Annotated in this window: 10 protein-coding genes; 4 read left to right on the forward strand and 6 right to left on the reverse strand. The window is 40.4% G+C overall.

The window, feature by feature from the left end; translation table 11 throughout:
* Positions 1-283: 283 nt before the first annotated feature.
* Positions 284-1,036 carry an SDR family NAD(P)-dependent oxidoreductase gene (locus ACEW8U_RS19715; protein ID WP_373523774.1) on the reverse strand — a complete coding sequence of 251 codons (753 nt, stop codon included), beginning with the start codon at positions 1,034-1,036 and terminating at the stop codon, positions 284-286.
* A gap of 181 nt (positions 1,037-1,217) precedes the next feature.
* Between ACEW8U_RS19715 and ACEW8U_RS19720 the strand changes: the two genes are divergently transcribed.
* Positions 1,218-1,991 (forward strand): hypothetical protein, encoded by a 774-nt coding sequence (locus tag ACEW8U_RS19720; protein ID WP_373523775.1) that lies wholly within the window; start codon positions 1,218-1,220, stop codon positions 1,989-1,991.
* A 20-nt stretch (positions 1,992-2,011) separates the two neighbouring features.
* On the opposite strand, the gene ACEW8U_RS19725 is transcribed toward ACEW8U_RS19720, so the two are convergent.
* From ACEW8U_RS19725 to ACEW8U_RS19745, 5 genes are all read right to left on the reverse strand, one after another.
* Entirely contained in the window at positions 2,012-2,965 is a 954-nt protein-coding gene (locus ACEW8U_RS19725) for a type IX secretion system membrane protein PorP/SprF (RefSeq protein WP_373523776.1), read from the reverse strand.
* 77 nt (positions 2,966-3,042) lie between these two features.
* Positions 3,043-7,251, reverse strand: a complete 4,209-nt coding sequence (locus ACEW8U_RS19730; protein ID WP_373523777.1) for a thrombospondin type 3 repeat-containing protein — start codon at positions 7,249-7,251, stop codon at positions 3,043-3,045.
* A 279-nt stretch (positions 7,252-7,530) separates the two neighbouring features.
* The gene (locus ACEW8U_RS19735; protein ID WP_373523778.1) at positions 7,531-8,211 is read right to left on the reverse strand and encodes a CPBP family intramembrane glutamic endopeptidase; all 681 of its coding nucleotides are present in this window, start codon (positions 8,209-8,211) and stop codon (positions 7,531-7,533) included.
* Between the two features lie 25 nt (positions 8,212-8,236).
* Positions 8,237-9,310 carry a Gfo/Idh/MocA family protein gene (locus ACEW8U_RS19740; protein WP_373523779.1) on the reverse strand — a complete coding sequence of 358 codons (1,074 nt, stop codon included), beginning with the start codon at positions 9,308-9,310 and terminating at the stop codon, positions 8,237-8,239.
* A gap of 32 nt (positions 9,311-9,342) precedes the next feature.
* Positions 9,343-9,915: a peptidylprolyl isomerase gene (locus ACEW8U_RS19745; protein WP_373523780.1), complete on the reverse strand. Its 573-nt coding sequence runs from the start codon at positions 9,913-9,915 to the stop codon at positions 9,343-9,345.
* Between the two features lie 412 nt (positions 9,916-10,327).
* Here ACEW8U_RS19745 and ACEW8U_RS19750 point away from each other — a divergent pair, with 412 nt between their 5' ends.
* The 3 genes from ACEW8U_RS19750 to ACEW8U_RS19760 form a co-directional block, all read left to right on the forward strand.
* Positions 10,328-10,657 carry a Bor/Iss family lipoprotein gene (locus ACEW8U_RS19750; RefSeq protein ID WP_373523781.1) on the forward strand — a complete coding sequence of 110 codons (330 nt, stop codon included), beginning with the start codon at positions 10,328-10,330 and terminating at the stop codon, positions 10,655-10,657.
* 11 nt (positions 10,658-10,668) lie between these two features.
* On the forward strand, positions 10,669-12,291 hold the full coding sequence (locus tag ACEW8U_RS19755) for an FAD-binding protein (protein ID WP_373523782.1): 1,623 nt from the start codon (positions 10,669-10,671) through the stop codon (positions 12,289-12,291).
* Between the two features lie 119 nt (positions 12,292-12,410).
* On the forward strand, positions 12,411-12,592 hold a 182-nt coding region (locus ACEW8U_RS19760; RefSeq protein ID WP_373523783.1), incomplete at its 3' end, for a hypothetical protein.

Here is a 12,592-nt window from a genome sequence, read left to right on the forward strand (position 1 = left end):
TGGGGCTATATCTTGGCTAGAATATACCTTTATTGATGGCTATTTAGAAACAAATTTGCTCCCATCTCTCACCACTATTATGTAATTTAACAATTCGATTCAAACATAGGAGAAACAAGAACAACGACAAAGCCTGTCCAATGACTTTTGGGAAAACAAGAAAAGGCCTGTTCCGAGTTTTCGGGAAACAAGATGTGAGGCCCCTTTTTACTTTGTTCAACTTGTCCGACGTGGCGGATGGTACTTTGTACATCACTTCACCTTTCTCCTTCATCCTTCTCCCTCAGGCCTTCAGTCCCAGAAACCCTCCATCAATATTGAAATTGCTTCCGGTGATAAAGGAGGCCTCTTCGGAAGCTAGATAATATACCATGGCCGCGATTTCTTCTGGCTTACCCATTCTTCCTATAGGTTGGGTGGCTGCTAGTTTATCGAACATTTCTTTTTCTTGTCCGGGATAGTTTTTGGCCAAAAACCCATCCACGAATGGGGTGTGGACCCGCCCAGGAGATATGCAATTGCAGCGGATTTGGTCCGCTACATAATCCCTAGCAATGGAAAGGGTCATCGACAATACTGCGCCCTTGGTCATGGAATAGGCAAATCTATCCGGGAGACCTATAGTTGCGGCCACTGAACACATATTGATAATAACGCCACTTTTATTTGCTTTCAATTTGGGTAGGGCTGTCTGACTGCAATTGAAAACCCCTTTGACATTGACTTGAAACAACCTATCCAAATCTTCTTCAGATGTTGTTTCTAAATTACCAATGTGGGATATTCCTGCATTATTAACCAGAACATCGATTTTGTCAGGTATTTGGTCAAAAGCAGTTTTAACATCGTTCAATGAGGAAACATCACATTGAAGAAAGGTGGCATTTCCCTCCTGATTTTTGAGGCTTCCCTCCGTTGATTTTCCGTTTTCTTTATTATAATCCAGAAAGAATACCCTGAACCCTTTTTTAACAAAAAGATTGGTAATAGCCAAACCTATTCCACTAGCTCCGCCTGTAATTACTATGGTTTTCATGATGATCTTGATTTCTTTCTGATAAAATATTTGATCAAGCAGGAATCACTGTTTTTCATATTCCTCTGATCTTCTAGGCAATATATGTAAAATGAAAAAATAAAATAATTAAAAATTACTTTTGGCATGTAAATTGATTTCGAGGTGATCCCTTGTATTTCGTTATTAATCAGTAGGTTTTATGTTAAAAAGATATAGTGTTTATACCTTGCTTGTTTTTATATTATTGGGATCTTGTATGACAAGCTCTGAAAATGACAACGATCCCGACTCAAATGACTTCGTAGTTTTTCTTGTTATCGATGAAAATAGCATCGATAATGGCAACGAACCTAATGATCTCACTGACATGGATGTCAATGATCAAATTGCCCGCATCGGACAAAGGGAACAATTGAAATATTTTAAAGAAAATGTTGGCAAAACCATTGAGCTTTATTCAGGTGAAGTAGGGGATGAGGGTTGGTTTGCACTGAAAACCATTCCAAACAGATGGGTCAATGCTGGTCCAACAGAGAATGGTCTCCAAAATTATCTTGTTCCGGGACCCGGACTTGGTTCACCAAATATTGACGATGACAGGGAAGTTTTATTGGACGAGATTCCTGATGTCACCCCACTTAGGGCCACGGGCCTAAAAATGCTTGTTGGATATAAAGTACTAGCTGTTGTGTATGACAGCGATATCAGTATCAATTATTCTCCTTTGGAAGGTAATCTCCAAGGAGCAAATTTGGGAATGGTAGCTTTTGAGGTATTGAGTGTCAGGGAAAGAACAGATGGAAGCGATTCTTCTTTGCCTGCGGTTAGTATCAGGATTTTAGATGTTCCAGCATTAAGTAATTTCGGTAAGGTGTTGTTTTCCAATGCGCCGGTGCCACAGTCCTCTTCTGAACCATTTGATGTTGTCCCTCCATCCAGCACAACCATCCCTGTATTGGTTCAAGCCAATTGATTTTTTATTATACCTATAGATTACCAAATCAAGTTACCTATATCGCTTCTGTTTTCGAGTTTTCTGAAAATAAAGAAGGAAGCCATAAATTCATGGGTAGGATTTGAAATCATAAATGACCTTTGCGCGGGAATTTCATAGGCATAACCAAACCTGACTTTGGACATGAGGAAGCCCAATTGAAAATTGGTGGCATAATCTACCCTATGACCTATGCCAAGCCAAAATTTATCCATTAACAAGGCTTTAACATTGAATTCAATATTGGAAGGAAGATCCGATTGAATTCTGTACATCACATGAGAATAAACGGAAAGGTTTTGGTTGATGGGTTGTTTAAAACCAGTTTGAAAAATACTTATCAATGGTTTTTTATCCATAAATACGTCGCCATTGCTCAATCTACCCTGATTGACATTTTGGGCTCCATAGGAGAAGTAGTAATTCTGATGGGTAACGGATATTCCTAGATTGAAATCAACAATATTCATATTGGCAAAACTGTTGACATATTGATTTACAGTCGGGTCATTTGCCATTTCGGTGGTCAAGTTATTCCCGTCAAGTCTTACAGTATTGTAATTTACAGAACCTCCCAATCTTAAATTGGTTGCTGTGCCCAATTGGATTCTTGATGCATAGCTCAATAGAAATTCATTGTCCACAAATGGGCCATAATTATCATGAACCATATTGAAGCCAAACGCAGTTTTACCCAATACTGCTGCATCATCTACATTTCTGATTTCGGCAGGATCAAATTCTGCAGATAGGAAATAGGTTTTTGGAGCACCATCCAGGCCTGCCCATTGATTTCTTACAAATCCTCTAACTATAGAACCTTCATACCCTGTCAGTGATGGGTTGAAATAGCTTTGAAGCTGATTGAATTGACTGACGTATTTCCGTGATTGACCGTTGACCACTATTGTTGGCAACAGCGCTAAAAAAAAGAAGAGATAGACTTTTTTCATGTTGATGTTAAACTTATCTGATAACAGATTGACTTCAATTTTGAGAGATCCTTGTTTAAAAGATCCCTTATGTATTTTTATTTTCTCAAGAGGTTAAGGACACCTTTTCTGGACTCTTTGGTGTCTTCAATTTCGATGACATAGTAGTAGGTACCTGTGGGCATTTCTTTGCCTAGGTAAGTACCATCCCATTTTTTATCAGCATTGTCTGTGAAGAACACCCTTAATCCACTTCTTTCGAAAATGTGCATTTTTACGGTTTTGTAGATTTTGAGGCTGGTCATTCCCCATTCATCATTGATGTTGTCTCCATCAGGTGTGAAGGTGTTTGGAATTTCCAAATCGCTCAGTTCATTGATTCTTCTTGTAATGGTAAATTCTTTTTCAAAGATGTTTCCATCTCTGTCTGTCACTTTTACCAAGACGGTGAAGCTTGTTTCTCCGGGTCTTAGACTTGTGTTGTTCCAATACAGTTGGTTGTCGATGATAACAAAAAGGCCATTATCCAAAGCTCCTGGAACAAGTTCTATGATATGGATATCATCAATGGGATCAATTACCGTGAATTCCCCAACAAATACTGGTTCGCCATTGTCATCATGGGTGAAAATATCGTTGCTCAATACCAGATCTAGAGGACTGTCTTTTTGTAGGACTACTACGATGATATTTGGTGCCCTGTCTGTTTGATCTTCCCAACTATTGGGAATGACAATAGTCCCTGTCAATATATATGGGCCATTTTGGAAGGGATCGTAATCTCTGATTTCCCAAATTATAGGTAGATAAACCCAATTGCCATTATCAGTTTCAACTAAAATATGGTCAGGCAGTCCCAATGCATCGAACAGGGTACCCCAAGGAACCTCTATGATTTCCCCATCCTCAAAATCCACAACTGCAATGATTTCAGGTTCTACCAATGAACAACCAAATTGATCTACTTCGGCACCTTCCGGAGTATCAGGACATAAATCCATGTCATCTGTCACTCCATCTCCATCTGTATCTTTTTGTGAAAGGGCACATCCATTTTCATCCACTGTCATGCCAGCTGGTGTATTAGGACATTTGTCAACATTATCTGTAATCCCATCCCCATCTGAATCCAACTGTGATAGCGCACATCCATTTTCATCCACTTCAGCACCTGCGGGGGTATCAGGACATAAGTCCAGATCATCGGTCACACCATCTTCATCTGTATCTATTTGAGATAGGGCACAACCATTTTCGTCCACTTGTGCACCTACAGGAGTATCGGGGCACTGATCAAGGTAATCCGGAACGCCATCTCCATCGGTATCTATTTGGTCAAGGCTACAGCCGTTTTCATCAACTTCAGCTCCGGCAGCAGTATCAGGACACTGATCGAGGTAATCAGGAATTCCATCACCGTCAGTGTCAATTTGATCCAGACTACATCCATTGCCGTCAACTTGATCTCCAATGGGCGTATCAGGACACAGATCTAAGTAATCCGGTATTCCATCCCCATCTGTATCAATCTGATCCACTGCACATCCGTTTTCATCTACATCAACGCCGGCAGGAGTATCTGGGCATTGATCAAGATAATCCGGAATGCCATCCCCATCAGAATCAATCTGGTCAGGACTACATCCGTTTTCATCCACTTGGGCTCCTGCTGGTGTATCAGGACATAAGTCTAAATCATCGGTCACACCATCCCCGTCAGTATCCAACTGTGAAATTGCACAGCCATTTTCATCCACCTGTGTTCCGGATGGCGTATCAGGGCATTGATCTAAATAATCAGGAATCCCATCACCATCAGTATCAATCTGGTCAGGGCTACAGCCATTTTCATCTACCTGAGCTCCTTCGGGTGTATTTGGGCATTGGTCCAGGTCATCAGTCACGCCGTCCCCATCAGAATCCAATTGAGAAATAGCACATCCATTTTCATCTACCTGAGCTCCGGTAGGAGTATCAGGACAAAGGTCAAGGTAATCAGGTATGCCATCTCCGTCGGTATCTATTTGGTCTAGACTACAGCCATTTTCATTCACTTCTGTACCAGCAGGAGTATCAGGACATTGATCAAGGTGATCAGGAATTCCGTCTCCGTCGGTATCTATTTGGTCTAGACTACAGCCATTTTCATCTACTTGCACTCCTTCAGGAGTATCAGGACATTGATCAAGGTAGTCGGGAATCCCGTCACCATCCCTATCTATTTGGTCAGGGCTACAACCATTTTCATCTACTTGACCTCCGGCAGGAGTATTGGGACATTGGTCTATATCATCTGTCACACCATCACCATCTGAATCCAATTGTGAAAGTGTGCATCCATTTTCATCTACTTGTACTCCTGCGGGCGTATCAGGGCACTGATCTAAATAATCAGGTATTCCGTCACCGTCAGAATCAATTTGATCTTGGGTACAACCATTCTCGTCTACTTGAGCACCTACAGGAGTGTCAGGACACTGATCTAGATAATCCGGAATACCGTCACCATCTGAATCAATCTGGTCGGTACTACATCCATTTTCATCCACTTGAGCTCCTTCAGGAGTATCAGGGCATTGGTCTAGGTGGTCAGGTATGCCGTCACCATCCGTATCGATTTGTTCGAGACTGCATCCATTTTCATCTACTTCTGCACCGGTAGGAGTATCAGGACATTGATCCATATAATCAGGTATACCATCCCCGTCAGTATCAATTTGATCTGGGCTGCATCCATTTTCATTTACTTCTGCTCCCGCTGGGGTTTCAGGACACTGGTCTAAATAATCTGGTATACTATCCCCGTCAGTATCAATTTGATCTGGGCTGCATCCATTTTCATTTACTTCTGCTCCTGCAGGTGTATTAGGACACTGGTCGAGGTGATCAGGTATACTGTCACCATCTGTATCGATTTGATCCAAACTACAACCGTTTGCATCTACCTGGGCTCCGGCAGGAGTATTGGGGCATAGGTCAATATCATCGGTCACTCCATCCCCATCTGAATCCAACTGGGAAAGTCCGCATCCGTTTTCATCCACTTGAGCACCTGCAGGTGTATCAGGACACTGGTCGAGGTGATCAGGTATACCGTCACCATCTGTATCGATTTGATCTAAGCTACATCCATTTTCATCCACTTGTGCACTGGAAGGAGTATCAGGACATTGGTCAAGATAATCGGGTATTCCATCCCCATCGGTATCAATCTGGTCTGGGCTACATCCGTTTTCATCTACTTCAGCTCCTACTGGGGTATCAGGACATTGGTCAAGATCATCTGTCACCCCATCTCCATCTGAATCCAATTGTGACAATGCACAACCATTTTCATCTACGGCTGCCCCGGCTGGTGTGTCTGGACACTGATCCATATAATCGGGTATGCCATCACCATCAGTATCTATCTGATCGAGACTACAACCGTCCTGATCCACTTCTTCACCTTCGGGAGTTTCTGGACAGAGATCTTTATCATCCATTATCCCATCTCCATCACTGTCTTTTTGAGAAGGGCCACAGCCAACCTCATCCACTTCTTCACCTTCTGGGGTGTCAGGGCAGAGATCAAGGTAATCGGGAATGCCATCACCATCAGTATCAATCTGATCAGGGCTACAGCCATCTTCATTTACAATCACTCCGGTTGGTGTACCCGGACAAAGATCCAAATCGTCTGTAACACCGTCTCCATCCGTATCTTTTTGTGAATCAGAACATCCGGACTGATCTACCTCTTCACCAATAGGTGTGTCTGGGCAAAAATCCATAAAGTCCGGTACGCCATCCCCGTCGGAGTCTGTTTGGGCAGCTCTACAATCGTCCAAATCCAAAAACTCCTCACAATCTTCAAATTGTACAAAAAAATTAATTGCTTCACCTAGTAAGGGGGCGGACCTTAGAACTTCAATATTATAAGTTGTTTGGGTTCCATTTGCCAAAATTACCTGTATGGGAAGTTTATTGCTCCCCGGATAAATCAGGATTTTTGGGGAAGCAACCGAAGGTTTTACTTCTTTCCCTTTAATAAAAATTCTAGCCTGATTATCAGCAGTGATTGGTATCAGGTCAAGGACAAAATTTGAGAAGGGTAAATGAACTTGATACTCCTTAACTGAGGGGTGGAATCTTGGTTCAAGTTTACCTGTATTGATCTTTAAATCCGAAAGTTCAGCACTTGGTTTCCCGACTATTATGTTCGTGTCTTTGAAGGCAACAGATTGGTGTTGCATCAAAAATACATAGGCAAATAAAGCAATCCAGAAACAGTTTCTGAAAATACGTTTGGTGTCGACGATTTTCATTTTTAATACAAAATGATGTTAAAATTGGGTGAAAGACTAGGATAGTCGGTAATAAATTTGTGGAAAAAAACCTTATTATAAAAATAATATTTGAAAAAAATAGCGTTTAACAATAGAATATTCTATAAAAATATTTTTTCATATTTTGAAATGCAAATTAATTATCCTCAAAAAAAAATATTTTTTTTAATTTTTTTTTCAAAATCAGACAAAAAAGGATTTTTTGGTAAAAACTGGTAAACCCAAGCTTTTGGTTTTCAATTTTAGTTTCTATCAATTTCACCTAAAATATAACCTTTTATATGCTTTCTGGAAAAAGCCAAATTCAAAACTTAAGGATAGGGAGAGGTGGATCAAAATGGCCGGCCAAACTGCATCAGTATATATTACAAGCAAACAAAGAATTACTCCAAAAGCAATACTTGACCAAGCTTCCTTTGGACCTGCAAAGTAATGGATAAGTGCATAAAGAAACACATTGATACCAATGGCTATTGGAGAAGAAAATACCAAAAGCAGGTCATGCAGAAAAATACCTCTGAACCAATATTCATAAGCGGCCAGAAATCCTATCCGGAAAATGAAAAACAACATGACGATCATGGGAATTGGTGGGGAAAAGAACAGGGTGTCTATTTTTTGAAGTTTTTTTGATTGGGAATAGCCAACAAGAGAAGCCAAAATCACCAATGAAGTAACCAAAATCCATTGTGTATTTTCTAAAGGGTTTTTTCCTGCAAGAGTTTCTCCAGAAAATTCAGATCCCCAAATAAAGAAAGGCAGCAAACCCCACACAAGTATACCTATACCCATCACCAAAAAATGCGATCCCATTTTCTCTGCCCAACCTTTGTTAGAAAAGAATTTGAGACTTTTATTACTGTATGCATACCAACTTACCCCAAATACGGCTGCATAGGCGAAAGCATGGTATAGGAATTCAGGAATAATCCAATTCATTGTACATATCGAAAGAACATTAATTTTAAAGATCAACCATTTTGCCTGTTTTTACCGATTCATCACAGGCAAAAGCAATCCTAAGACTGTTGATCGCATCATCCAAATGGTCTGTCAGGTCCATATCCGTTTGAATGGCTTTTAAAAAGAAACGCTGTTCACGGTTGCATAATTCCTGATGATCAGGTTCATCGGTCATGTCAATCCATTGATCCTCATGGATAAAATTATTATTTTCATCTATCTCAGCATGGTGAATTTTGATGCTTTCAGTTTTGGTATGGGAATCCACATTATCTGATTTTCCTGCGGCACCTGCACTTTTGGCCTGTATAGAAACAGCCCCTTTTGGGCCAAAGACATCTTTGATAAAAAATGCATTGTCAGAAATCATCGGACCCCAACCAGCTTCATACCAACCTACCGAACCGTCTTCAAATCTAATCTGCAACTGTCCGTAATTGTAGTTGCTACTTGGGATTTCATCTGTCAATCTTGCGCCTATTGCTGTTACTGTTAGTGGTTTTGACCTGGTCATTTGGCACATGACATCTATATAATGGACACCACAATCCACGATTGGGCTAAGGCTCTCCATCAGGTTTTTGTGTACATCCCACATATATCCATGACTTTGTTGGTTGAGGTTCATACGCATCACCAAGGGTTTTCCTAGCTTGTGCGCTTCCTCAATAAACCTTTCCCATGAGGGGTGATGCCTTAAAATATAACCAACTACTACTTTCTTTCCGGTTCTTTTTGCTGCATCAATGATGTGCTGTGAACCAAATACTGTATCGGCCAACGGTTTTTCGATAAATACATGGCATCCCGCTTCCAGTGCTTTCAATGCCATTTTTTCATGTGTATCAGGATAAGTAGAAATACAAACTGCATCAGGCTTGCTACTGGAAAGGGCGATCTCATAGTCATCAAAAATAGGATAGTCAGATCCAAGTCTTTCATTCAATTTCTGCTTGCTGTCACCACGGGCAACTAAACCACATATTTCAAAGTCTGGCATTTGATGGTATGCAGTGGCATGTGAAGCTCCCATATTTCCACAGCCAACGACGAGGATTCTTATCGTTTGGGTCATTTTGTTTCTATTTTGCTTTTTGGAATACTATTTCAAGACTTAACTAACTTTTCAATTTCGCTTTTACTGAGCTTAATTATTTTTACCTTTAGTGTTACAGGAGTAATAGGTGCATCAGTTTCGTCTCTTTTTTCAAAGACAATTTTATCTACCACATCCATGCCTTTAATAACCTGTCCAAAAACAGTGTAATCACCATCTAATCTGTGGAGTCCATTTTTGTTCTGAACAATATAAAATTGACACCTTGCAGATAGTTTTTCAGGGTTGTTATCTCTTCCAGCACCTACAGCACCATACACATGAGTGATACCTCTGACGAATTCAGGATCGAGCAAAAACGCTGGATCAGTGAAGCCATCTTCGGTATCCGGACATCCACCCTGTGCCACAAAATTGGGAATCACTCTGTTGAAGGTCAAGGAATCCCAATAGCCCGCATCTGCGAGCGCTATAAAGCTTTCTTTGTGGTTAGGTGTTTCATCAAATAATTGTATATAAATTTTTCCTTTAGGGGTTTCAATCAGTCCAATAGGTTGGGTTTGGGCTGTTGCAGGTTTCACAAACAACAAGAACCCTAAGGTTAAAAGAGGAATGAATTTCATGGCGATAAATATAAGTGGAAAATGGAGAAAAGGAAAAATGGAGAGAGAAATAGGAGGGGGAAGATTGGAAGATTGAGGAAGTCTGGGAAGTATAGAGATGAGAAGGATATTCTATGTCGGAAGACTGATGTATAAAAAAAGAAGATAGAAGTTTGTGGTACCATCATTGGTAGGAACTCTTCATAGGACCTGCTTATTTGGAAGAGGATTTCAGGTAACATGGCAATTTCTGGGATGTGAAAAAGACGGAAGACGGAGGACAGAAGAAAAGATGAGTATCAACAAAATGTTTGAAAAAAACAAATTAGCGATTTTCAAAACTACTTTTCTTGTCATTTCCCGCGAAATTGTTTAATTTAATGCGCTTTAATGATTGATTTTTAGATTGTTAACCTCCTCTAAATTACAGCTCATGAATATTGATCCAAGACAAAGACTACAATTGGCCGTATTTTTTTTCAGTCTGATATTCCTTTTATCGGGCTGTTCCAACTTAAGGGTAGTAGCCAAATATGATTCTGACAACCCCGTACCAACGACCGTAACCAAGGTTTCTTATTTTTGGGGATTGAGGCAGCCTGTGGATGTGAGGACAGCATCCAGTTGTAAATCCATCTGTCAAGTCACAGCAAAGACCAATGCAGGTCAAATCATTGTATCTTTTATTACTTTGGGAATTGTTGTTCCCCAAACCATTGAGTATTTCTGTTGTGCAGAAGAACCCCAACCAGTAGAAATCTAAACCTTAAAGCTATGCCCTATCCAGCCGGAGTCAGACCTTGGAAGATCAAGGAATTCACCAATGTACACCAGAATTTCACCCAACCTTTGGATGAAGACCAATCATTTGACATGTTTTTGGATGACCTTTCATTTCAAAATCTGGACCAGTTGTCCCAGTACAATAAATGCACAGAGAATTTTCAATGGATTATCAAACATTGCCTTGAAAAACAACTGAATGTCAGGGCTATGGGCAGTGGATGGTCTCTCAGTAAAGCTGCGGTCAGTGAAGATGCCCTTATCAATACCAAAAGGCTCCGACATAAATTTTTATTGGGTAGGGAAAATTTCGATCAGGATTTTTTGGATAATGGTGGGAAAACCGAGGATTACCGTTTTCTCCAATGCGGGAATACCATCATCAATATCAACGAATACCTCGAAAAGCAATGTCAACCTGCAAAGTGTATTAAAGTCAGTGGGGGGAGCAACGGACAGACCATTGTCGGGGCTTTTTCGACTGGAACGCATGGTGCGGCAGTATTCTCAGGAGCGCTTCCTGAAATGGTGGTTGGGTTACATGTCATCACTGGACCTGATAGACATATTTATGTGGAAAGAGCTTCCCGCAAAATCACATCTAATATTTTTCATCAAAAGATAGGGGCAGAGGTATTTATAGATGATGCGCTTTTCAATGCCATTCTGGTCAGTTTTGGAAGCTTTGGAGTTATCCATGGGGTATTGGTGGAAGTGGAGGATAAGTTTCTTTTGGAACAAAAACTGCAACGCCTACCTTTTGACCAAAAAATGGCCGAGGCAGTCACTAACATGGATTTTGATTTGATCCAAGACAAGTTAAAATATACATGGAATGATCCTGCAAATCATTTATACCATTTTGAAATGGCTGTAAATCCGCATGACTTTGAATTTGATCAACCGGAAAAAGGTGCCTATTTCAGGTCAATGTTCAAAGTCGCCTATAGAGATGACTATAAAAAAATTGATCATATCACAGATGGTTTTACTTATGGAGATGATACTTTGGGCTTGATTCAATCAGCATTGGATGGAGTTCAGTCTGCAGTAGGGTTTCTGAACCGAGCTTTGGTACCCAAGTTGGTCAATTCTTTATTTGATATGGCATACAGTAGACCTGAGGATTTAATAGGAACCATCAGTGAAACGTTTACCAATACACGGTTTAGGGGAAAGGTTTTCAGTGCTGCCATTTGTTTGGATACAAAGGATGTGATCAAGGCCCTTCAACATTGCCTTGATATCAATAAAGGCTGCAAGCTTGCAGGGATTCTTGCCTTTAGGTTTGTGAAAGGATCAGACGCAACGCTTGGATTCACCAAATTCCCAAAATCTGTGGTGATGGAATTGGATGGTGTTGATGCAGCTATTAACCATCAGTTTTATAAATTGATGTTGGAGGCTTTTGAGGCAGAAGGAATCAATTACAGTATTCATTGGGGGAAAATTAACAGGGTACTCACACCGGAAAGGTTGCAGTACATTTATGGAAAAGATCGATTAGACACTTGGAAAAAACAGCGATCAAGGGTGATGTCTCCGGAAACACAAAACATTTTCAACAATGAATTGATGCAGTCCTGCGGATTGGATGAGTGTTGGCATGGATAAAAATAATATTTAGCTATTGTCCTTTATTGTCATCACCTTTATGATGGAAAAAGAGACACCCAATCCAAATTTGTCTTTTTGGATCATCTTTTCCATTCACAGAAATTATAAATAGCATTATGAAAATCTTAGGAGTATTAGGCTTCCTAGCCTTATCGTTGGCCTTTGGCTGTAATAACAAGCCTGCAAAGGAAACTGTAAAAGAGACTACAATCGAAGTCAAAACTGAAAAAGAAGCAGATACACAAATAAAGATCAGTTCAGATGGCGGCTCGGTAAAAACCAAAAAGCTGGAAGTTGA

It is taken from the genome of Aquiflexum sp., assembly GCF_041751335.1.
Classification (GTDB): Bacteria; Bacteroidota; Bacteroidia; order Cytophagales; family Cyclobacteriaceae; genus Aquiflexum.